Genomic DNA, 21,062 nt, shown 5'->3' on the forward strand with positions numbered 1-21,062 from the left:
ATGAAATTCGATGAAAAAATGTTCGCGAATATGCGCGAAGCCATGCAAAAAATTCTGACAAGCGGGCCGATGGCAGCGACTGTCGCAATTCAGCAGGCGCTGCAAAAAGGTGTCGGCCACGATGCCTGGGACACGCCCCAGCCGCGCCCGCTGCGCGATATCAATCCCGTCCCAGAGACAGAACTGACCGAGGTCGGCAATCTCGCGCTGAAAAATGATTTTGTCTCCGGATTATTGGCGCAGCTGGGCATTCCATCCCATCTTGAAGGCGGACAATTTGTTCAGCCAGAATTTGCCTCGCCCGAATTTCTGACGCCATCGTTGCGGCCCCAGCTACCGCAACAGGTAGCAACAGATGCCGGCAGCCCAGGCCGCTTTATCGCCGCTTCCTATTCCAACCGGGCCGGCAGCCGCGCTTACAAATTGTATATTCCGAGCTGCCATCACGGCCAGGCGTTGCCATTGATGGTAATGCTGCATGGCTGTACGCAAAATCCCGACAACTTTGCCGCCGGCACCCGGATGAACGCGATCGCCGAAGAACAACGATGCTTCGTCGCCTATCCGGCACAAGCACAGTCGGCCAACAGTTCCAAGTGCTGGAACTGGTTCAAGGCCATCGACCAGCAGCGCGACCAGGGCGAGCCCTCGATCATCGCCGGCATCACGCGCCAGATCATCGACACACAGAATATCGACACCAGCCAGGTCTATATTGCCGGCATGTCGGCCGGCGGCGCCATGGCCGTCGTCATGGGGACGCTCTATCCCGATCTGTATGCGGCGGTCGGCGTCCATTCCGGTTTGCCCTATGCCTCGGCGCATGACTTGCCGTCGGCACTGGCGGCAATGAGAGATGGCGCACCAGGCCAGCCGCCGCGCAACGGATCGTCGGCTGCCGCCAGCACCCGCTTGAATGCGATCCCGATCATCGTATTTCATGGCGATAGTGATACCACGGTCCATCCGCGCAATGGCGAAAAGGTGATAGCGCAAAGCGCGCCGCAAACCGCGCACCAGAGGCTGCGCCATCAAGACCCACCCGCGGCCTCCGCGGCAACGCCGCTGAAACCCGCGCCAAGCGTGCGGCGCGGCAAAATTCCAAACGGACACGCCTACACCCAAACCACGCACCACAATGCCGAAGGACAGGCCGTTGCCGAACATTGGCTGATCCATGGCGCCGCCCATGCCTGGTCAGGCGGCAGCCAGCGCGGCAGTTATACCGATGCAAAAGGTCCGGACGCGAGCAGGGAGATGATCCGGTTTTTCTACACCCAGGTGAAGAAGCCTGCTTTGGATCGCTCCGGAACAGCACTGACGCCTTGAGCACGCCCCCCGCTCACTCCGGGCATCCCAATTTGAACGTCAACCAATGTTAGCGTCCCGTAAGTTTCAAGCAAGTCCCGCGTAAGGTTTCCTTCGCACACTCCACTCCAGTACAAAGGGGGCAAAGCGGATTTGCCCACCGATATTAATAATCGAGGAGACAGGCAATGGCGACCAACCAAGCATGGCGACAGCACAACCAGCCGGGCGCGGTCTTACACCCGAGGAACGCAAAGATGCAAAACTCAAACATTCATAGCGACCTTCTAGCCTCCAGGGATCTTGTTTATTACCCTGGCGGCTTCGAATGTTCGGAACCACGAATGGAAGCGGAAAGCGCCGAATATGGCGCTTATGTCTTCGAATTAAATGGCAGCGCCATCAGGTTTCGCGTCGCCAAAATCACGCCAACCAAGGTCGGACAATTCGTGACTCTATGGAAAAGAATCGGGACCGGCCCGATCCAGCCTTACGACCTGTCGGACCCGGTCGATTTTTTCATTGTCAGCGTCCGCCAGGACGATCATTTTGGACAGTTCGTATTTCCGAAATCCGTTCTATGCGAGCAGGATATCGTTTCAAAGAATGGCGCCGGCGGGAAGCGCGCAATACGGGTTTATCCTCCGTGGGATCGGACGACCAGTCGGCAAGCCCAAAAAACGCAAAGTTGGCAACTGAAGTATTTTTTGCAAATACCGCAAAACGAGCCGGTAGATTGCGTTCGATCTCGCATGCTCTATAGCCAGGCGTAAGGCACTGCTTCTACGGTGGCTGTTTCGTCCGAATAAAGACTTGAATGGCACTCCAATTAAATCAAAGACTTACGATTCCGGATTGGGCAGGCAACACGACTCGGAATCTTGAACATCATGGAAAACCGGTCGGTTTTGCTTACACTGAAACAATATATTCTTGAATAGACTCGTCGGCTTATCAGCCTTTCCACTCTGAGATCTAAGAGCAGAGGCTATCCACGCCCCCCGATAAAAGCGATACACAGTCAGCATCGTACGTAGCAGGAGCGGTGGACTGAGGCAGCGACTCGCCACCGGGCAAAACGTTGATGGTCCAGAAATCCCCCGTTAAAAAACGCAGCATCTCCTGCAGAGCATTACGTTGCACGACCCATGGCACAGGGTCATGGAGATGAACGTCCAGTTCAATGATCCGAGTCCACCCGCCAGGACTTCCGGCTCTCAAACACTTTCTGCCTAATCTCTTGGTATGTTAAGAATGCCTTGCCAAAACTGAACCGACCTGAAATCCAAGTCAGGGCAGTGATGGAACCATCTACGTGTCATTCGCCACATAAAGGGTATGTTTGCCATTCCTATCAATTTCAATTCGAGGCCGAACGCGGATGTTGCCGCAGCAACTGCCAGCAATGCGGTAACGCCTGCCAAGCAGGCCGATACATTCGACGTTACGGGCGTGGCTGAATTTAATCGGTCGGCCAGTATGCGCCATCGGCGGTATGTTCGTCATGCCGGATTGTCGTTGCAGCCGCGCCGCTTAGTATTTGTACCGCTCAGATGATTGATGCCTTCGGCGCAAAATTCCAACTGTGCCGCTCATGTTGGCGATGTCGATGATCTTCACGCCGCGGATATGGAGCCGATATAGGCTAATTTATAACATTTTAGGAGGCAAGGGTATTCGGTAATGAGCGTTCCGGCCGAGCACCTACCCCTAAATATTTGCATACTTATTTATTGAAAGTGGTTTTATGCACAAAGTTAACATTGGTTCCTCCAGCCCTCCATTGCCTGTTCACGGTAACGAACAGTCCTCCCCTAAAGTTCCTGATTCGTCTGGTCAATTAAATAATCAAACGCGAACAGAACAACCTGCGGACGCCAAAGCTAAAGCGGCAGCGGCGCGAGCAAGAGCGATGGCTGCTATGGCTCGACAACAAACAGAGTTCAAGGCAGACTCGGGAGAGGATTCCGCATCCGAAGTGGAAGAAACGGCAAAAATATCCGAGAGTAAATCGTCTGCACCTCCTATTCAGATGAGTGTCAAGACAATTTATAACAATTGGCAATCATCACAAAAAAATGACAATATTAGACGTGATAGTGTTGATTATCACAAAGAACAATTGCAAAACAACAAGGAATCTGTCAAGCCGATAATTTTACAATCGTTTGAGGACGAAGGTGGACAGACTAAGATTCGAACTTTAGATGGCCGGCATCGACTTACTGCTGCACATGAGTTAGAGCTAAAGACAATTCCCGTACACGATAACGAAATTGCCAGACAGGTAGCTGACATATTTGGGGCGTAAATGAACCACGTTCGTAGAACGTGATTCATTTATGCCCCCCCAGAGGGAGCACGAGTATCCATCGAAGGAATAACTTATGTTTCCAACGGTTCAATCATATGTGGGTCGCTGTGGCCGGCTTTATTGACTTCTGTTGATACCTTGAACCACTCGAAGTCATCCGCGCCAAGCGCCATTTGCCGAGCGATCTGTTCGGCTTGATCCGCGGATAAATCCGGATCCATCCAAAGTAGTGCATCTTCCGGCGCCAATACCACCGGCTGCCGGTCATGCACGTCAACCATGCCGCCCTCGGCCGCAGCCGTGACAATCACGAAACCGGAACCTTCGTGCATTTCCTTGCCTGGCCGGAAGTCGGTAATCGCCGCCATGAATACTGGCTCGTCGGATTTCAGCTTGATGTACCAGGGCTGCTTACGGCCTTTGTCGCCCGTCCACTCGAACCAACCGTCGGCCGGCACGATCGCGCGGCCCGACTTGAACATGCCGCGAAACATCGGACCGGTGGCCGCTTTCTCGATATGGGCATTAATCATCATCGGGATTTTTCGCTCGACCGCCCATTGCGGGTGGTAGCCCCACGGTACATTATCGAAACGATTCTTCCTATTCAAGACTTTATTGTTTGGGCCGTGCCTCCCATTCAAGTCTCTATTGTTCTGTTCAAGTCTTTATTCGGACGAAATAACAGTGTGACACGACGAATTACGATCAATTCTCCCGTCAGCTTGACGTAAGTTTCAAGCAAGTCCCGCGTAAGGTTTCCGTCGCACACTCCACTCCAGTACAAAGGGGGCAAAGCGAATTTGCCCACCGATATAAATAGGGCACCTCTAAAAACCGTAGCGAGCGGCTCAAGGTCGGGGCGAGAAGCACAGCTGTACGGAGGTACAGCGAGCATCGCAGCCCCGAGATTGAGTCGCGCAGTAGGTTTTTAGAGGTGCCCAATAACGAGGAGACAACATGGCGACCATCCAACCAAGCATGGCGACAGCACAACCGGCCGGACGCGGTCTTACGCCCGAGGAACGCAAGGTTATTTTTGCGTCGTCGCTAGGCACCATATTCGAGTGGTATGACTTCTATCTGTACGGCTCGCTGGCGGCAATTATCGCCAAGCAGTTCTTTGCCGGAACCGATCCCAATACCGCGTTCATTTTTGCCTTGCTGGCATTTGCCGCCGGCTTTATCGTGCGGCCGTTCGGGGCCTTGGTGTTTGGCCGCCTGGGCGACATGATAGGCCGCAAATACACCTTCCTGGTCACCATCGTGATCATGGGTACATCGACTTTCATTGTCGGCATCCTGCCCAATTACGCATCGATCGGGCTGGCCGCGCCGGTCATCCTGATCTCGCTGCGCATCCTGCAAGGCCTGGCTCTAGGCGGCGAATACGGGGGTGCCGCCACCTATGTCGCAGAACACGCGCCGGACCACAAACGCGGAGCCTTCACATCGTGGATTCAAACCACCGCCACCTTGGGCCTGTTCCTGTCCTTGCTGGTGATCCTGGGGGTGCGCACCGCGATCGGCGAAGAAGCGTTTGCCGTCTGGGGCTGGCGCATTCCGTTCCTGGTGTCGGTGATCCTGCTCGGGGTCTCGGTCTGGATCCGGCTGTCGATGAGCGAATCGCCGGCATTTGCCAGAATGAAGGCGGAAGGCAAAACTTCCAAAGCACCGTTGACCGAAGCCTTCGCCCAATGGAAAAACCTGAAACTGGTGATCCTGGCGCTGCTGGGCCTGACCGCCGGCCAAGCGGTGGTCTGGTACACCGGCCAGTTCTACGCGCTGTTCTTCCTGACCCAGTCGCTCAAGGTCGATCTGTCCACCGCCAACATCCTGATCGCATTGGCGCTGGTGCTGGCGACGCCGTTCTTCGTGATCTTCGGCACGCTGTCCGACAAAATCGGCCGCAAGCCCATCATCATGGCCGGCTGCCTGATTGCCGCAGTGACCTATTTCCCGATCTTTTCCGGCCTGACCCACTATGCCAATCCGGCATTGGAAGCGGCACTGAAAAATGCTCCGGTGATCGTCACCGCCGACCCCGCCACTTGCCAGTTCCAGTTCAATCCGACCGGCACCAAGAAGTTCACCTCCTCCTGCGACATCGTCAAAGCCAAACTATCGGCCGCATCGGTCAACTATGAAAACGTGGAGAGCGCACCAGGTTCGGTGGCCACCGTCAAGATCGGCGACAAAGTCCTGACGTCGTATGACGCCAACGGTCTATCAAAAGAAGAAGCCGCTGCCAAGGACAAGGCGTTCTCCGCGGAACTGGCGGGCGACATCAAGGCTGCCGGCTATCCGACCAAGGCCAATCCGGATCAAATCAATAAGCCGATGGTGCTGCTGCTACTGTTCATCCTGGTGATCTACGTGACCATGGTGTACGGCCCGATTGCGGCGATGCTGGTTGAAATGTTCCCGACCCGTATCCGCTACACCTCGATGTCCTTGCCTTACCACATCGGCAACGGCTGGTTCGGCGGCTTGCTGCCGACCACCGCGTTTGCCTTGGTGGCTTTCAAGGGCGATATTTATTTCGGCCTGTGGTACCCGATCGTGATCGCGGTCGCCACCTTCATCATCGGCATGCTGTTTGTCAGGGAAACCAAGGATTACGACATTTACCAGACCGAGCGCTAGCGCCCTGTTCCATATACGGAGCAGGGCACTTATAAATGGCATATGCTTACGGCTACGCCTGAGCAGCCATCGAAAAAGAAAGCCGCCAGATCATTTCTGGCGGTTTTTTTGTTTTGGCAACTGTGCATGAGCAACAATATTTGCTATTGTCGGTCGCTCGTAGGGTTAGACCACCCGATTATTGACAAATAAATAGCAATTTGTTTTCAACTCATCATCCAGCCCATCCACTAACGATTATTGCGAGCCGTCATCGGTCGCAACTCCTGCCCCACTATGAAGACACCCATCAGACTCGGTACCCCGCTTTCCCCATCCGCCATCAAAGTCATGCTGCTCGGCTCCGGCGAGCTCGGCAAAGAAGTCATCATCTCGCTGCAACGGCTCGGGGTGGAAGTGATCGCCGTTGACCGCTACCCGAACGCGCCCGGCCAGCAAGTCGCGCATCGTTCGCATGTAATCGACATGACCAACGGCGCCGCACTGGAAGCATTGATCGAACGGGAAAAGCCGGATCTGGTGGTGCCGGAAATCGAAGCCATCGCCACCGAAACCCTGGTCGCGCTGGAAGAAGCCGGCAAAGTCAGCGTCATCCCGACCGCCCGCGCCGCCTGGCTGACCATGAACCGCGAAGGCATCCGCCGCCTGGCCGGCGAAACCCTGGGCCTGCCGACCTCGCCCTACCGCTTCGCCAACAACCTGGACGAACTGAAAACCGGCTGTTCCGAAGTCGGCTTCCCGTGCGTGGTCAAGCCGGTCATGTCGTCCTCCGGCAAAGGCCAGTCCAAGCTCGACAGCGCCGCCGACATTGAGGACGCATGGGCCTATGCCGCCAACGGCAGCCGGGTCAATGCCGGCCGCGTGATCGTCGAAGGCTTCATCGACTTCGACTATGAAATTACGCTGCTGACAGTGCGTGCGCGGGAAGCGGACGGCAGCATCGCGACCCATTTCTGCGAACCGATCGGCCATATCCAGGTGCAAGGCGATTACGTCGAATCCTGGCAGCCGCATCCGATGCACCCGCTAGCCTTGAGCAAGGCGCGCGAGATCGCTAAAAAGGTCACCGACAACCTGGGCGGCCTCGGGCTGTTCGGGGTTGAGCTGTTCGTCAAGAACGACATGGTCTGGTTCTCTGAAGTCAGCCCACGGCCGCACGACACCGGCATGGTCACCATGGCCAGCCAGCACCAAAGCGAATTTGAATTGCACGCCAAGGCAATCCTCGGCTTGCCGGTCAACGTGGCGCTGCGCAACCCGGCTGCTTCGGCCGTGATTTACGGTCAGCACGATGCCCCGGGCATTGCCTTTGAGGGCGTGGCCGACGCCATGCGCATTCCCGGCGTCGATATCCGTCTGTTCGGCAAACCCGAGTCGTTCAAGCGCCGCCGCATGGGAGTCGCGCTGGCCACCGCCAACGATATCGACGATGCTCGGATCCGGGCCAAACAGGCGGCGGCCAAAGTAAAGCCGGTGATCGTCAGCTAAGGACATCGCTCTGCGGCGGCATCAATGCCGCCGCAGGGTACTTATCATCAGAAACACCAACAACTCACAATTCGCCATGAAATTCGATGTCGCCATTATCGGCAGCGGACTGGCCGGCCTGTCGGTCGCGCTGCATCTTGCTGAAAACAATAAAGTAGCAGTCATCTCCAAACGCGCGCTGCTCGACGGCGCCAGCAACTGGGCCCAGGGCGGGATCGCCGCCGTGCTCGACTCCGGCGACAGTCACGAGCAGCACATCAACGACACCTTGATCGCCGGCGCCGGTTTGTGCGACGAAAGCGCGACCCGCTTCATCGTTGAAAACGGCCGTGCCGCGATCGAATGGCTGATTGAACAAGGCGTGCCGTTCACCCCGGATGCCAGCGCCGAGCTGGGCTTTCACCTGACCCGCGAAGGCGGTCATAGCCAGCGCCGCATCATCCATGCCGCCGATGCCACCGGCCATGCGGTGCAGGTCACGCTGGAACAAAAAGTCCGGGCCCATCCCAACATCACGCTGCTCGAAGATCATTACGCGATCGACCTGATCACCTCCAAGAAAATCGGCGCCAACGATGCCGCGCCGCATTGCCTCGGCTTGTATGCCAAGAACGTCAAGACCGGCAAAGTGCTAACCGTAGCCGCCAGCCATACCGTGCTGGCCACCGGCGGCGCCGGCAAGGTCTACCTGTACACCACCAATCCCGACAGCGCCACCGGCGACGGCATTGCGATGGCCTGGCGCGCCGGTTGCCGGGTCGCCAATATGGAGTTCATCCAGTTCCATCCAACCTGCCTGTACCACCCCTACGCCAAGTCGTTCCTGATCACCGAAGCGATACGCGGCGAAGGCGGCCTGCTCAAATTGCCCGATACCGAAGGCGCCGATGCCGGCCTGCGCTTCATGCCGGCGCACGACGCACGGGCCGAACTGGCGCCGCGCGACGTGGTGGCACGCGCCATCGACTTCGAGATGAAAAAACGCGGCCTCGATTACGTCAACCTGGACATCACCCACAAGTCGCCGGAATTTTTGAAAGAACATTTCCCGACCATCTACGCCCGCTGCCTGGAACTCGGGATCGACATCACCAAGCAGCCGATCCCGGTGGTTCCGGCGGTCCACTTCACCTGCGGCGGCATCGTCACCGACCTCAACGGCCGCACCGACCTGCCCGGCCTGTACGCGGTCGGCGAAACCGCCTACACCGGCTTGCATGGCGCCAATCGGCTGGCCAGCAACTCGCTGCTGGAATGCGTCGTCATCGGCCGCGCCGCCGCCAAATACATCGCGCAGCAACCGGCGCCGAAAAGCACCGCCCTGCCCGCCTGGGACGAGAGCCGCGTGACCGACGCCGACGAGGAAGTCGTGATTTCCCACAACTGGGATGAGCTGCGCCGCTTCATGTGGAATTACGTCGGCATCGTGCGCACCAACAAGCGGCTGGAACGGGCGCAACACCGGCTCAGGCTGCTCAAGGAAGAAATCGACGAGTACTACGCCCACTTCCGCATCAGCCGCGACTTGCTGGAACTGCGCAACCTGGTGCAAGTCGCTTCGCTGATCGTCGAAAGCGCACTGTCGCGCCACGAAAGCCGCGGCCTGCATTTCAGCCAGGATTATCCGGAGACGCTGGCCAAAGCTCTGCCAACAGTATTGACGCCGCAACGGCGTTGAAGCGATCAGCAGCGTTGCCGGTAGAAATCTCCAACGGCCTGTAGGGCGGATGAGCGCAGCGTTATCCGCCGTTGGATGTACCACATGCGTTTGACGCACCCAACACGGCGGAAGGCGCTGCGCTTTTCCGCCCTACGCGAAGGTCGACCGGCGAACAGGACGAATTAGCATTTGTAGGGCGGATGAGCGCAGCGCTATCCGCCGATGGATGTGCCGCCTGCGCTCGATACATCCAAAACGGCGGAAGACGCTACGCTTTTCCGCCCTACTTGCTTTCAGGGTTTATTGGCATTCCATATCCAATTCCATACCCCGGGCAAATGGACCGGCTGATCGCTACGGGCGACGGTACTGGCCATCGCAGCGCGCTGCAATTCCGAGCGCTCATCGTAGAAAGGCTTGGCGCTGGTCGCCAGGCCGACCTCGCGCGCGCTATCGACCAGGATCTGCAGGTATTCCTGCATATGGCGGGCGGTATAACGATTGACATCGTGAAAAGTCACCACCACCGGAATGCAGGCATTGACCGCCGGCCGCTCGCCGGCCGCGATGTGTTCGCGCAGTTCGGATAATTGGCGGACCAGGTTGGAACGCCTTCTCGGGCTGAAAGTGATGCCCCAGGTCTTGCCGTCGTTGGCGCTCAAATCGGTCAGCAAAATATGCAGGCCGTGTTGCCGATACGCGGCAAATGTCCGCTGGTCGTAATTCCAGAATGGCGGCCGCACCAGGGTCGGCGCCGCACCTGTGATGGCTTTAATATCGGCCACGCCGTCGGTCAGCGATTGCTCCAATTCCTCAGAGCTGAGAAAGCGATGATTGGCATGATGCGGCGTGGCTGTGTGAAACCCCAGCAGATGCCCCTCATCGTTTTCACGCTGCATGATTTTTCGGCCGAGTTCGGTCCCGCCGCCGCCGCTGGCATGAGTCTGCACAAAAAAAATCGATTTGATCCCGGATTGCACCGGGTTGTGAGCCAGATCATCGAGAATCGACTGGGTAGGATTGGCAAACCTGGAGGCGCTCGGGCCGTCATCGAAAGTCAGCAGGAAACGGATCGGCGGCTGCGAGCGCAGGTGCTCTGCCATCAGGGGTGTCATCGGCGCAGGTGCGCTGGCGCAGCCAAAGATGCTGACGGCGATGCCAAGCGCGGATAACCAACTGACGATCTGTTTCATGTTGCTCTAAGAGGCTGCTCAAAATCTGCGACGGTGTAGGGCGGATGAGCGCAGCGTTATCCGCCGTTTTGGATGTGCCGTATGCGTTTGATGGATCCAACACGGCGGAAGACGCTACGCTTTTCCGCCCTACTTGCTACTTGCTTAACGATCACTCAACGATCCGCAACGAATAATCGGTGGCCCGAATATCCTTGGTCAGGCTGCCGATGGAAATCCGGTCGACGCCGGTTTCGGCAATCGCCCGCACGGTTTCCATATTGATGCCGCCGGAAGCTTCCAGCAGCGCCCGGCCAGCGGTCAAATTAACCGCATCGCGCATTGCAGCCAGGCTAAAGTTGTCGAGCAACACCGAACTCGCACCGGCCGCCAGCGCTTCCTCCAGCTGCACCAGACTTTCCACCTCGACCTGGATCGTGACGCCGGCATCCAGGTTTTGTGCAGCACGCATCGCAGCGGTGATGCCGCCGGCGGCGGCGATGTGGTTTTCCTTGATCAGGATGCCGTCGTACAGCGCCAGCCGCTGGTTCTGGCCGCCGCCGACGCGGACCGCGTATTTTTGCGCCAGGCGCAAGCCGGGCAAGGTTTTGCGGGTGTCGAGAATATGCGCACGGGTGCCGGCGATGACGTTCACATAGTGGCGGGTTGCGGTAGCCACGCCGGACAGCAGTTGCAGGAAATTCAGGGCGCTGCGTTCTGCCGTCAGCAAGGCGCGGGCCGGTGCTTCGATGGTGCAGACGGCGCTGTCGGCGATCATCAGATCGCCTTCGGCGTAATGCCAGTCGATGCGGATGCGGGCATCGAGTTGCAGCATCACGGCGTCGAACCAGGGCGCACCGCACAGGACCGCCGCCTCGCGCACGATCACGCGCGCCTGGACCATGCCGTCAGCCGGCACCAGCTTGCCGGTCACATCGCCGCTGCCGACGTCTTCGGCAATCGCGGTACGGATATTGTTGTCGAAGGCGGCTTGCAGCGCCGCGTCAAACGGTGCGAAGCGGTTCTTTAAATTGCTGGCGAGAGGTGTGGCGTTGCTCATGCGGGGCCAATTCCTGAAAACAGTTTTTGTTCTTGCGCCAGATCGCTGGATGGACGAACGTTGGCTTTGCGTTGTGCGGCGAAATCGAGCATGCGATCGATGCAGAGCACGGCCTTGCGGCTGATATCGGCATCGACGTGAATCTGGTTGCGGCCGGATTCCAGCACATCGGCCAGGTTCTGCAAACCATTCATCGCCATCCACGGACAATGCGCGCAGCTCTTGCACGTGGCGCTATTGCCGGCGGTCGGGGCGTCGATGAAGCGCTTGCCGGGCGCCGCCATTTTCATCTTGTGCAAAATGCCGTTGTCGGTGGCGACGATAAATTCATCGGCATCCAGCGTCTGTGCGGCAGCGATCAACTGGGTGGTTGAGCCGACCACATCGGCCTGCGCCACCACCGCTTCCGGCGATTCCGGATGGACCAGGATCTTGGCGCGCGGATGCTGGCGGCGCAGCAATTCCAGTTCGATACCCTTGAACTCGTCATGCACCAAGCAGGAACCCTGCCACAGCAACATGTCGGCACCGGTTTTCTTTTGTATATACCCACCCAGATGCTTGTCCGGCGCCCACAGGATCTTTTTGCCCTGCGCGTGCAGATGGGCCACGATATCCAGCCCGATCGAGGATGTCACCATCCAGTCGGCGCGCGCTTTGACGGCGGCGCTGGTGTTGGCGTACACCACCACGGTGCGATCCGGATGAGCGTCGCAAAAGGCCGCAAACTCGTCAGCCGGACAGCCCAGATCGAGCGAACAGGTAGCGTCCAGATCGGGCATCAGCACGCGCTTGTGCGGGCTCAGGATCTTGGACGTTTCGCCCATGAATTTGACGCCAGCAACTACCAGCGTCTGGGCCGGATGATCGCGCCCGAAGCGCGCCATTTCCAGCGAATCGGAGACGCAGCCGCCGGTTTCTTCCGCCAGATCCTGCAGATCGGCATCGACGTAATAGTGGGCGACCAGCACCGCTTGCTGTTCTTTCAACAAGCGCTTGATGCGTTCCTTGAGAGCGGTCTTCTGTTCTGGCGACGGTGTGGCGGGGACGCGAGCCCAGGCATGTGCGGTGCAACTGCTGCCTAGCTCCATTTGCGGCCGTTCGAATTCAACGGTTTTGATGGCTTGGGTTTGCATGGTGACGATGAATGATTGAACGTGGTTCGGTAAGAGCGCAATTCTACCGCTATCTACCAATGGGGCCTGTTAACAATCAATTTGTGAGTGTGAATTGATTATTAACAGGCCCCAAGCACCGGACCATTAAATATTGCCAGCCGTCATGATCTCCCGTAATATCTTTAACAAAAATTCAATAGAAGTCATATGAGGGGATCATGATTATTTTTGATAAAACCGACCTCGGTCGCGATCAGATCAAAACCCGCGATCAAGCCTTGGCTCCGCGCCTGCGCACGCTACTGTTACTGGTCGACGGCAAAACCAGCGATGACGAGTTGTTAAAGAAAGTCGCCGGACTCGGCCTTGGCCCCGAACATCTGGATGAGTTGCGACAAGCCGGCCTGATACAGGTCAGCGCCGACCGCAGCAACACTGCGGCAATGCCGGCAAGCCCCTCATCAAACGCACCGCCGCCGCCTTCCAGCGAGCCGGTTTTGCCGCCAGGACAAACCCAATTCGAGGCGATCTACCATTTCTATAACGACACCATCAAGAACATGATCGGTTTGCGCGGATACAGTTTGCAATTGAAGGTGGAACGCGCCAGCTCAATCGAAGATTTTCGTGAACTGCGGCAAGCTTACCTGGAAGCGGTACACAAAGCCAAGGGCGACGAAATCGCTCGCAGCATGCGCGGCCGGCTTGATCAGTTGCTGTTCCTGGGCGAAAAAACACCTTCTTCAAGTACACAAAGATAGCCCGATGCGGCTTCAGGGCACCTCGAGAAATCTACTGCGCGGCCCAATCTCGGGCCTGTGATGCTCACCGTACCTCCGTACGGCTGCGCTTCTCGACCCGACCTTGGGCCGCTCGCTACGGTTTTTCGAGGTGCCCTTCCATAAAAAAACGCGGCCGGGAAATCCCGGCCGCGTTTTTACATCTACATCCGTAAGGATTTATTCGATGCCCTGGCTGCTCAGGTAGTCTTCATACGAGCCCTGGAAGTCGACCACTTCATTTTCCTTGACCTCCAGCACCCGGGTTGCCAGCGACGATACGAATTCACGGTCATGCGATACGAAGATCAGAGTGCCGGCGTACTTCTCCAGCGCGATATTGAGCGACTCGATCGATTCCATATCCATGTGGTTGGTCGGCTCATCCAGTAACAGCACGTTATGCCGCCCCAGCATCAATTTGCCGTACATCATGCGGCCCTTCTCGCCGCCGGACAATACTTTTACCGACTTCTTGACGTCATCGCCGCTGAACAGCAAACGCCCCAGGCTGGAACGCACGGCCTGGTCGTCGTCGCCTTCTTGCGTCCATTGCCCCATCCAATCGGTCAATGTCTTATCGGTCGCGAAATCTTCGGTCGGATCTTGCGGCATGTAGCCGACGTTGGCGTTTTCCGCCCACTTGACCATGCCGCTATCGGCTGCCAGGCCGCTGATATCGGTGCCGCCGATGCAGCGCAACAGCGTGGTTTTACCGGCACCGTTGGCGCCGATGATGGCGATTTTCTCGCCGGCTTCCACCATGATGCTGAAATTCTTGAAGATCGGACGGTCGTAAGTCTTGCTGGCGCCCTGCACTTCCACCGCCAGGCGGTGCAGCTTTTTCTCGCCGTCGAAGCGCACAAACGGATTGGCGCGGCTGGATGGCTTGACATCCTCGACCTTGATTTTTTCGATTTGCTTGGCGCGCGAGGTGGCCTGACGCGCTTTCGATTTGTTGGCCGAGAAACGGCGCACGAAATCCTGCAGTTCGGCGACTTTATCCTTGGCCTTGGCATTGGCCGACAGCTGCTGGGCGCGCGCTTGCGATGAAGCCAGCATGTAGTCGTCGTAATTGCCCGGATACACCTTCAAGGTGCCGTAATCCATGTCGGCCATGTGGGTGCACACCTGATTCAGGAAGTGACGATCATGGGAAATGATGATCATGGTCGAGTTGCGCTGATTCAGTACATCTTCCAGCCAACGGATGGTATTGATATCGAGGTTATTGGTCGGCTCGTCGAGCAGCAGGATATCCGGATTGGAAAATAGCGCCTGCGCCAGCAGCACGCGCAGCTTCCAGCCCGGCGCGACGTTGCTCATCGGCCCCTGATGCTGTTCCATCGCAACGCCGACGCCGAGCAGCAATTCGCCGGCGCGCGCTTCCGCGGTGTAACCGTCGTATTCGGCAAACCTGGCTTCCAGGTCGGCGGCCTTCATGTAATCGTCGTCGGTGGCGTCCGGATTGGCATAAATCGCATCGCGCTCGGACATCGCCGCCCACATCTCGGTGTGGCCCATCATCACCACATCCAGCACCCGCATTTCTTCAAACGCAAATTGATCCTGACGCAACTTACCCAGGCGCTCATTGGGATCGAGCATCACGTTGCCGCCCGACGCTTCAAGATCGCCGCCCAAAATCTTCATGAAGGTGGACTTGCCACAACCGTTAGCGCCGATCAGGCCATAACGATTACCGTCGCCGAATTTGACGGAAATGTTTTCAAACAGCGGCTTGGGGCCGAACTGCATCGTGATATTTGCGGTAGAAAGCATCTTAAATTGCGTCTTTTCTTAATTGAATCATGGGGTTATGTAATGTGGCGGCATTATACAGCATCCACATTTGAGCACTGTATGCGCCTATATAAAACAATGAGTTACAACAGCATGTTGCTCAATTTCACTAAAATCCGGCATCCGAATGCTACAATGCAACTATATCTTTTTAGCAACTTTCACAAAGCAGCGATATCACCAGCCGGAGCGAGGCGCTTTATCCGGCATCGGGCACGGATGCACAAGCCAATCAAAGCATTCAATTCATGAAAAACATCATCGATAGCGAAGTACAAAAAGGCATAGCCCTGGCAATGTCACATGGCCCTTTGCGCGCTGGAAAAGGCATGGTCAGCGGCATGATTGCGCTATTTCTGGCGAATTTTTGTTTGCTCGGGGTGCTGATGTTTCAATTCCCGAATTACCTGACAACACCCAAGGTGCGCGAATTTGTCAGCTTTGACGCCATGCGTGTGGCGCTGCTGGCCGCCATGGTGACGTGCGGCGCCATTGCCATTTTCAATATTGTCTTTAACCGCGTTCGCAGACTTTCCAGTTGGGCGCTGCTATGGCTATCCGTTGCCCTGCTCATTTCCTGGGTAGGCGCAAGTCTTGCCGGCCGCAGCTGGTTGTCGGCCGGAGAGATACCTACGCACATACCTTACCTGGGAGTCGACTGGCTGATTTTCGACTTGCTGGCGACTACCTTGCTGTTTACGACGATAGAAAAAATCAAGCCTTTAAAGCTGGAGATGCCTGTTTTCCGCAAATACTGGCAAACGGATTTCGCCTACTTTGCGACCGGGCATCTGCTGGTAGGCCTGACATTGTTCCTGGTCTACGCCGTTCTTTACGGAATCACCAATACAGCCACTTCTATCGCCCCGATTGCACAAGACTCGGTGCGCGGCTGGATTCAACAATTGCCGTTCGGCTGGGCGCTGTTGCTGCTGATGCTGATTACCGACCTTGCCCGTTATTGGCTGCATCGCTTCTATCACGAGACCGCTATCGGCTGGCGCCTGCACGCGATCCACCACAGTGCGGAAGATATGGATTGGATATCGGGCAGCCGCACCCATGGGATTGAAACTGTGCTGTCCACGGTGGTGATCCTGGCTCCTGCTTTTTTATTGGGGTTTTCGCAAAATGTGATTAATTTCTACATATTGATAGCAGGGGTGCAGGCCGTCTTTAATCACACGAATGCCTCTGTGCGCCTGGGGCCTTTGCGTTACCTCATCGTTACCCCGAATTTTCATCATTGGCACCATAGCCGAGATGCGGAAGGGCTGGACCGTTGCTACGCGGCCCATTTTGCATTTTTGGATTATTTGTTCGGCACTGCAGTGAAAGCCGATAAAAATAAAATCTGGCCGAATGCGTATGGCGTGCTTGGAGACTACGTACCGCAAGGCTTCTGGGCGCAGCAGGTTTTCCCCTTCCTCTGGTCGGGGCGCTGGACTGACGAGCACGGCCGGGAGCATAGGGAAAATTGCTGAAATTAATCGATCAAGGGACGCGCCTCTCGCAGTAAATCTTCAACCCTGCCAGCCGTTCAATGAAGGTCGAAGACGACGCGCTGGAATGAAAGCTTGAGCGTCACGCCGCCACTTCACGCAAACCCTGAATCGCAGGATCAGACTGCAAGGCCTGCTTGACGGCCGCAAACAAAAAAGCCAGCGGCTCGGCGCTATTGTCCCGGCCGAACAGCCGGCTCAACAGCCCGCTCTCCGCGAAGGTGAATACGCGCCAGCGATTGTTCGTTTCTTCAGCATTGGCGCACGCAACAAAAAGGAGGTGCGGCTTGGCCTCCACCGGCACCAGCCAGCCAAAATCCTCCGCGACAACTTGACCCACGATCAGCCCTTGCGCGCGCAACTGCTCTGCCAGCCACTGCGCCAGGGCCTTGCCGACCACGCCGGGGTTGGTGTGCTGGTCCGCGCCAGGCGAGTCCGCAAACGCGGCGGATTCGAATTCAAGCAAAACGTTCTTCTTCATCACGCTCAGTCAATTACCTATTCAAACTTCGCTGATCGAGCTCGGCTCCATGAAAACAAGCTCCCAAATATGGCCATCCACGTCCTGAAAGCCGTGTTCATACATGAATCCGTGATCTTGCGGCTCCTTGTAAGTGGTGCCTCCGGCGGCGACTGCCTTGCGCACCATTTCATCAACCTTGGCGCGGCTTTCCAGTGATAAGCACACCAGCACTTCGGTGTATTTCCTGGCATCGCAAACTTCCTTCGGAGTGAAAGTCTTGAATTTTTCTTCAATTAACAGCATGACGAAAATATCATCGCTGACGATCATGCAAGTGGCCGTCTCATCGGTAAATTGCGGATTGAAACTGAAGCCAAGCTGGGTAAAAAACGCCACCGATTGATTAAGGTCTTTGACTGGCAAATTCACAAAAATCTTGGTTTTCATAACGCCTCCCCCTTAAAAAATTTGATTAGACCGCGTACTGCCATTGCAAGCCGCATGGCAATGAGCGCGGCCCGAAGACAAAATGCAAGATCCGCCTCTTGCTTTGACCGGACGCTTTGGACGACGCATGCAACAGCAGCGGCTTCATCAGTAAAGCGCCTCCCCTTGCAACCGGACAGACCATTTCTCCCAAACGATCACGCTCGGCCAATGCCTGCGCGCCGGATAAGCGACCTTTTTTATGCGAACCCGGGACCATCCGCAACGGGCCGTCGTCCGGCCCACAATCGTCCATGTGCAGACGGACTGCCACCAGTTCTTGCAAAACGCTATCCGGCGGCTGAACAAACAGCGAACCTTCTTTTTCAGACCATCCAATCAACTCCGCATGCGGCACTCTTTCTTTGACCGGAATGCTCAAGTCTTGATGCAGCGGAACCAGCCAGTTCTGATCTTTAGACTTTTCAAAAAAAATACACTGGATCGCCACGGGATCGGATGGCAGCAGCGGCCCGATTTCGGGATGGGCCTTAATTAACTTCGCAAGCTTGGTACACCACGAGAAGTCAAGTAAATGCCTAGCCCCCGCGCTGCCCGCCTGAAGCTGAGGCATAGCCGAATCCAGCTCCAAGCACTCGGCCGCACCAAGTAGCGGACCAATGACGATGAAACCTTTCTCTTCAAATAAACCCATGCTCATACGATTGATGCCAACTTGCCAAAAATTGCAAAGCAGCAATTTAACATCGCTAAGGAAAAACTGCTCACGGTCTACTCAGAAGCTCTAGCGACCGCCCTCGCATACCAGATTGCCTTCAATATTGCCGACGCCGCCGCGGCACGGCAAACGCAACGAGCTGCGTTGCTGCTGCCCATTGGATTTGCCGCAGGTCGCCTCAAGTTCGGGACCATAAGGCCCGTTCCGGATCTCGATATCTTTGCACGACTGCTGGTACGAACCCTCAGGCAATCTCGGGCCTTGCCGCGCCGATGGGTATCGATTGTCGCGATAAGCGCCCTGCCCTTCGCACACCAGACGGCCATCCATATTGGCGATGCCGCCGTTGCACGGCAAAGGCAGCGAACTGCGCTGCTGGCCGCCATTGGATTTGCCGCAGGTAGCCTCCAGTCTGGGGCCATAAGAGCGGTCATCCTGGATCACGATATCGCGGCAGGATTTTTGATATGAACCCTCGGGCAAGCGCTGCGCCCTGGGCTGCATGGGCGGGTATAGCCGGCCGTAGCCGCCTCTGCGCTCTTCACACACCAGGCGGCCTTCGATATTGGCGATGTCGGCGTTGCACGGCAATGGCAACGCGCTGCGAATCTCGCGCCCATTGGACTGGTCGCAAGTGGCTTCAAGCTTGGTGCCGTAAGTCCCGTCCTCCAGGATGACGATATCGCGACAAGATTCCTGATAAGAGCCCGCGGGCAATCCCCAGCGCCCCTGCGCTTGCGCCGACGAAACTACCAGCGCGGCCGATAGCATCAAAGCCACGGCAATTCCTAATTTGTAAAAATGGTGCATGACGGCCTTCTTTCTTCATTATTGACAATGCCCCACTTAGCGGGGCGGCAGCAGTGCATTCAGTCTAGTTGATTCTTGGCGCGGACCAAATTGAAGTGGGCAACTATTTTCAGGCACAAGGCCGGCAAATTTGCTTGCTTTACAGCATTACAGTGGTATAAATGCGCTGCCGTAATTTGCGGTAAGACAAAGAGCGATGGGCAAGCGCGCCGGTCAATCCAGCCGCATCCCCAGTCCCGCTCTGAACGATTACTCAGTCAATGAAGAAGCTCTGCCTGACCGCCATCACCCTGTATCAGCGACACCTCTCACCGCTAAAAGGATTTTCGTGCGCGTATCGAATTTGTACTGGCGGCGATAGCTGCTCAGCCTTTGGCTATCGGGCAATCGAACGCCATGGCATCCGGATCGGACTGGCGCTGCTACGGCGACGACTGAACGAATGCTCAAGACAACACCGACTGCATATTCAATCATGCAGACAAAACGTTGATTTCGCCAAGCCGGTCAATTTTCAAGCCGGCCATTGCGATGGGTGCGACCTGGGCCCATCCGACTCTTGCGATACGTGCGATCTCGGCACATGCGCCTGCGATATTTTTGACGCCTGCGACTGGTTTTTACCTGATGTCGGTACGCGGGAACGATCGAAAAAGAAAAGGGGCGAAGTCACGATTGAAGCGAATTCAAAATTTAATCGAGATACGAAGCCACGCCGACCGTCTTGATTTCAACCATGCCAGCACATGAACATCGTACAAGTGATACAGAATGCGTTTCCAGATGCAATGAATGAATCTTCAATTTCTGACGAGGCCATACAGCAAAACGAAAGCCTGATGGAAATTGAAGGTACGCCGGATTATTTGAAATATGTTCCGGCCTATATGCTGTGGTGCATTCGAAATAAAGACAATTACGACCAACTGGTCACTGATTACACGATAGACGCAATCGCCAACTTTGGTCGCAGCAAGATTGAGCACAACAATCATTTTAATTTTCGATATCGATGCAACGCCGAGCAGAGGTCGGCCGTTGCATCTTTCTTGCGCTGGTGCCTGGAAAATCTAACGATAGTTGATGAAGAACAGATCAAGCGTTCAATCAAATATTGGATTTAACAATCTCATTGACCATTCTCCGCCCCAGAATCGTAGGGCGGAAAAGCGCAGCGCCTTCCGCCGTGTCGGATACATCGAATGCATGCGGCACATCCAACGGCGGATAACGCTGCGCTCATCCGCCCTACGTTTTACTCCCTCGTAATAAACAAGCAGCCTCGTCTCACCTGCACCCGGATCCGGGTCTGAGGCGTGAAGCCTGCTGCTAATAACCACTTGCCGCGCAGCCGGATCCAGGGGGTTCTGAGCTTACCCTCCGGGCAGACGCCGACGGTTAAATGCCGGTCTGGATAGCTGTTGATTGTGGAAATAGTGGTAGGACGGTCTGGTGCGGGTGGAGATTTGCCTGATTGTTTAGGCGGTGTGGCTTTAGTCATAGCGGTTTCCTTTTGGTTGCGTTATTGAAGCAACCTCCCGCTTTCCAACGGGAGGACGGCAGTAGGCAGGATGGAAAGACCGGAACCAAAAGGAAAAAACCGGCAGCCCGAAGGCTCCCCACCACTGCCGTCCATAGGGACGAGCAACGGTGTTCGTACATAACCCGCATTGCGCGGTATGCACCTTTTGGAATTAAAGGCTTTCCAACCTTATCCTCGATTTTTTTCTCAAGGACGGGGCCGACTATAAACGCTATTAGCTGCCATGACAAT

20 protein-coding genes are annotated in these 21,062 nt (G+C 56.3%); 10 read left to right on the forward strand and 10 right to left on the reverse strand.

Going from position 1 to position 21,062, the window contains the following annotated elements:
- The 3 genes from ACFPM8_RS02325 (at position 1) to ACFPM8_RS02335 (ending at position 3,619) form a co-directional block, all read left to right on the forward strand.
- Positions 1-1,329, forward strand: a complete 1,329-nt coding sequence (locus ACFPM8_RS02325; protein WP_378994564.1) for an extracellular catalytic domain type 1 short-chain-length polyhydroxyalkanoate depolymerase — start codon at positions 1-3, stop codon at positions 1,327-1,329.
- Positions 1,330-1,496: 167 nt separating this feature from the next.
- A complete protein-coding gene (locus ACFPM8_RS02330) occupies positions 1,497-2,081 on the forward strand; it encodes a MepB family protein (protein WP_378994566.1) in 585 nt (194 codons plus the stop codon).
- A 974-nt stretch (positions 2,082-3,055) separates the two neighbouring features.
- The gene (locus tag ACFPM8_RS02335) at positions 3,056-3,619 is read left to right on the forward strand and encodes a ParB N-terminal domain-containing protein (protein ID WP_378994568.1); all 564 of its coding nucleotides are present in this window, start codon (positions 3,056-3,058) and stop codon (positions 3,617-3,619) included.
- Between the two features lie 74 nt (positions 3,620-3,693).
- Here the strand turns inward: ACFPM8_RS02335 and ACFPM8_RS02340 are convergent, their stop codons facing one another.
- Positions 3,694-4,233 (reverse strand): SOS response-associated peptidase, encoded by a 540-nt coding sequence (locus ACFPM8_RS02340; RefSeq protein ID WP_378994570.1) that lies wholly within the window; start codon positions 4,231-4,233, stop codon positions 3,694-3,696.
- A gap of 370 nt (positions 4,234-4,603) precedes the next feature.
- On the opposite strand from ACFPM8_RS02340, the gene ACFPM8_RS02345 reads away from it, so the two are divergent.
- The 3 genes from ACFPM8_RS02345 to nadB all read left to right on the forward strand — a co-directional run bounded on the left by ACFPM8_RS02345 (position 4,604) and on the right by nadB (position 9,434).
- Positions 4,604-6,268: an MFS transporter gene (locus tag ACFPM8_RS02345; protein WP_378994643.1), complete on the forward strand. Its 1,665-nt coding sequence runs from the start codon at positions 4,604-4,606 to the stop codon at positions 6,266-6,268.
- Positions 6,269-6,544: 276 nt separating this feature from the next.
- Positions 6,545-7,756, forward strand: coding sequence for a formate-dependent phosphoribosylglycinamide formyltransferase (purT, locus tag ACFPM8_RS02350; RefSeq protein WP_378994572.1), 1,212 nt, complete (start codon positions 6,545-6,547; stop codon positions 7,754-7,756).
- Between the two features lie 76 nt (positions 7,757-7,832).
- Positions 7,833-9,434, forward strand: coding sequence for an L-aspartate oxidase (nadB, locus tag ACFPM8_RS02355; RefSeq protein WP_378994573.1), 1,602 nt, complete (start codon positions 7,833-7,835; stop codon positions 9,432-9,434).
- A gap of 275 nt (positions 9,435-9,709) precedes the next feature.
- Here the strand turns inward: nadB and ACFPM8_RS02360 are convergent, their stop codons facing one another.
- The 3 genes from ACFPM8_RS02360 to nadA all read right to left on the reverse strand — a co-directional run bounded on the left by ACFPM8_RS02360 (position 9,710) and on the right by nadA (position 12,784).
- The gene (locus tag ACFPM8_RS02360; RefSeq protein WP_378994575.1) at positions 9,710-10,609 is read right to left on the reverse strand and encodes a polysaccharide deacetylase family protein; all 900 of its coding nucleotides are present in this window, start codon (positions 10,607-10,609) and stop codon (positions 9,710-9,712) included.
- Between the two features lie 151 nt (positions 10,610-10,760).
- The gene (nadC, locus tag ACFPM8_RS02365; RefSeq protein ID WP_378994577.1) at positions 10,761-11,648 is read right to left on the reverse strand and encodes a carboxylating nicotinate-nucleotide diphosphorylase; all 888 of its coding nucleotides are present in this window, start codon (positions 11,646-11,648) and stop codon (positions 10,761-10,763) included.
- Positions 11,645-12,784 (reverse strand): quinolinate synthase NadA, encoded by a 1,140-nt coding sequence (gene nadA / locus ACFPM8_RS02370; protein ID WP_378994579.1) that lies wholly within the window; start codon positions 12,782-12,784, stop codon positions 11,645-11,647. Before nadA ends, nadC begins: the two co-directional genes overlap by 4 nt.
- A gap of 200 nt (positions 12,785-12,984) precedes the next feature.
- Here nadA and ACFPM8_RS02375 point away from each other — a divergent pair, with 200 nt between their 5' ends.
- On the forward strand, positions 12,985-13,527 hold the full coding sequence (locus ACFPM8_RS02375; protein WP_378994581.1) for a hypothetical protein: 543 nt from the start codon (positions 12,985-12,987) through the stop codon (positions 13,525-13,527).
- Between the two features lie 198 nt (positions 13,528-13,725).
- Here ACFPM8_RS02375 and ACFPM8_RS02380 read toward each other — a convergent pair whose 3' ends face one another.
- A complete protein-coding gene (locus ACFPM8_RS02380; RefSeq protein ID WP_378994583.1) occupies positions 13,726-15,327 on the reverse strand; it encodes an ABC-F family ATPase in 1,602 nt (533 codons plus the stop codon).
- Positions 15,328-15,596: 269 nt separating this feature from the next.
- Here ACFPM8_RS02380 and ACFPM8_RS02385 point away from each other — a divergent pair, with 269 nt between their 5' ends.
- Positions 15,597-16,832, forward strand: coding sequence for a sterol desaturase family protein (locus ACFPM8_RS02385; protein WP_378994585.1), 1,236 nt, complete (start codon positions 15,597-15,599; stop codon positions 16,830-16,832).
- A gap of 100 nt (positions 16,833-16,932) precedes the next feature.
- Here ACFPM8_RS02385 and ACFPM8_RS02390 read toward each other — a convergent pair whose 3' ends face one another.
- The 4 genes from ACFPM8_RS02390 to ACFPM8_RS02405 form a co-directional block, all read right to left on the reverse strand.
- Positions 16,933-17,331 carry a hypothetical protein gene (locus tag ACFPM8_RS02390; protein ID WP_378994586.1) on the reverse strand — a complete coding sequence of 133 codons (399 nt, stop codon included), beginning with the start codon at positions 17,329-17,331 and terminating at the stop codon, positions 16,933-16,935.
- A gap of 21 nt (positions 17,332-17,352) precedes the next feature.
- Entirely contained in the window at positions 17,353-17,760 is a 408-nt protein-coding gene (locus ACFPM8_RS02395; protein ID WP_378994588.1) for a VOC family protein, read from the reverse strand.
- Positions 17,761-17,785: 25 nt separating this feature from the next.
- Positions 17,786-18,460: a phytanoyl-CoA dioxygenase family protein gene (locus ACFPM8_RS02400; RefSeq protein WP_378994590.1), complete on the reverse strand. Its 675-nt coding sequence runs from the start codon at positions 18,458-18,460 to the stop codon at positions 17,786-17,788.
- Between the two features lie 84 nt (positions 18,461-18,544).
- Complete coding sequence (locus ACFPM8_RS02405) at positions 18,545-19,249, reverse strand: CVNH domain-containing protein (RefSeq protein WP_378994646.1); 705 nt, start codon at positions 19,247-19,249, stop codon at positions 18,545-18,547.
- 299 nt (positions 19,250-19,548) lie between these two features.
- Here ACFPM8_RS02405 and yidD point away from each other — a divergent pair, with 299 nt between their 5' ends.
- Both yidD and ACFPM8_RS02415 read left to right on the forward strand, forming a co-directional pair.
- Positions 19,549-20,016 carry a membrane protein insertion efficiency factor YidD gene (gene yidD / locus ACFPM8_RS02410; protein WP_378994592.1) on the forward strand — a complete coding sequence of 156 codons (468 nt, stop codon included), beginning with the start codon at positions 19,549-19,551 and terminating at the stop codon, positions 20,014-20,016.
- An 18-nt stretch (positions 20,017-20,034) separates the two neighbouring features.
- Positions 20,035-20,412, forward strand: coding sequence for a DUF6714 family protein (locus ACFPM8_RS02415; protein WP_378994594.1), 378 nt, complete (start codon positions 20,035-20,037; stop codon positions 20,410-20,412).
- 131 nt (positions 20,413-20,543) lie between these two features.
- Here ACFPM8_RS02415 and ACFPM8_RS02420 read toward each other — a convergent pair whose 3' ends face one another.
- Positions 20,544-20,789, reverse strand: coding sequence for a SymE family type I addiction module toxin (locus tag ACFPM8_RS02420; protein WP_378994596.1), 246 nt, complete (start codon positions 20,787-20,789; stop codon positions 20,544-20,546).
- Positions 20,790-21,062 lie beyond the last annotated feature (273 nt).

The sequence above is a fragment of the Paraherbaspirillum soli genome (assembly GCF_042654985.1).
In the GTDB taxonomy this organism is placed as follows: Bacteria; Pseudomonadota; Gammaproteobacteria; order Burkholderiales; family Burkholderiaceae_D; genus Paraherbaspirillum; species Paraherbaspirillum soli.

What these genes read in the sequence shown, in the direction of transcription:
- ACFPM8_RS02325 (WP_378994564.1), top strand. Translation starts at nt 1, where the DNA reads ATGAAATTCGATGAAAAAATGTTCGCGAATATGCGCGAAGCCATGCAA.
- ACFPM8_RS02330 (WP_378994566.1), top strand. Translation starts at nt 1,497, where the DNA reads ATGGCGACCAACCAAGCATGGCGACAGCACAACCAGCCGGGCGCGGTC.
- ACFPM8_RS02335 (WP_378994568.1), top strand. Translation starts at nt 3,056, where the DNA reads ATGCACAAAGTTAACATTGGTTCCTCCAGCCCTCCATTGCCTGTTCAC.
- ACFPM8_RS02345 (WP_378994643.1), top strand. Translation starts at nt 4,604, where the DNA reads ATGGCGACAGCACAACCGGCCGGACGCGGTCTTACGCCCGAGGAACGC.
- purT (WP_378994572.1), top strand. Translation starts at nt 6,545, where the DNA reads ATGAAGACACCCATCAGACTCGGTACCCCGCTTTCCCCATCCGCCATC.
- nadB (WP_378994573.1), top strand. Translation starts at nt 7,833, where the DNA reads ATGAAATTCGATGTCGCCATTATCGGCAGCGGACTGGCCGGCCTGTCG.
- ACFPM8_RS02360 (WP_378994575.1), bottom strand. Translation starts at nt 10,609, where the DNA reads ATGAAACAGATCGTCAGTTGGTTATCCGCGCTTGGCATCGCCGTCAGC.
- nadC (WP_378994577.1), bottom strand. Translation starts at nt 11,648, where the DNA reads ATGAGCAACGCCACACCTCTCGCCAGCAATTTAAAGAACCGCTTCGCA.
- nadA (WP_378994579.1), bottom strand. Translation starts at nt 12,784, where the DNA reads ATGCAAACCCAAGCCATCAAAACCGTTGAATTCGAACGGCCGCAAATG.
- ACFPM8_RS02375 (WP_378994581.1), top strand. Translation starts at nt 12,985, where the DNA reads ATGATTATTTTTGATAAAACCGACCTCGGTCGCGATCAGATCAAAACC.
- ACFPM8_RS02380 (WP_378994583.1), bottom strand. Translation starts at nt 15,327, where the DNA reads ATGCTTTCTACCGCAAATATCACGATGCAGTTCGGCCCCAAGCCGCTG.
- ACFPM8_RS02385 (WP_378994585.1), top strand. Translation starts at nt 15,597, where the DNA reads ATGAAAAACATCATCGATAGCGAAGTACAAAAAGGCATAGCCCTGGCA.
- ACFPM8_RS02390 (WP_378994586.1), bottom strand. Translation starts at nt 17,331, where the DNA reads ATGAAGAAGAACGTTTTGCTTGAATTCGAATCCGCCGCGTTTGCGGAC.
- ACFPM8_RS02395 (WP_378994588.1), bottom strand. Translation starts at nt 17,760, where the DNA reads ATGAAAACCAAGATTTTTGTGAATTTGCCAGTCAAAGACCTTAATCAA.
- ACFPM8_RS02400 (WP_378994590.1), bottom strand. Translation starts at nt 18,460, where the DNA reads ATGAGCATGGGTTTATTTGAAGAGAAAGGTTTCATCGTCATTGGTCCG.
- ACFPM8_RS02405 (WP_378994646.1), bottom strand. Translation starts at nt 19,249, where the DNA reads ATGCTATCGGCCGCGCTGGTAGTTTCGTCGGCGCAAGCGCAGGGGCGC.
- yidD (WP_378994592.1), top strand. Translation starts at nt 19,549, where the DNA reads ATGAAGAAGCTCTGCCTGACCGCCATCACCCTGTATCAGCGACACCTC.
- ACFPM8_RS02415 (WP_378994594.1), top strand. Translation starts at nt 20,035, where the DNA reads ATGAACATCGTACAAGTGATACAGAATGCGTTTCCAGATGCAATGAAT.
- ACFPM8_RS02420 (WP_378994596.1), bottom strand. Translation starts at nt 20,789, where the DNA reads ATGACTAAAGCCACACCGCCTAAACAATCAGGCAAATCTCCACCCGCA.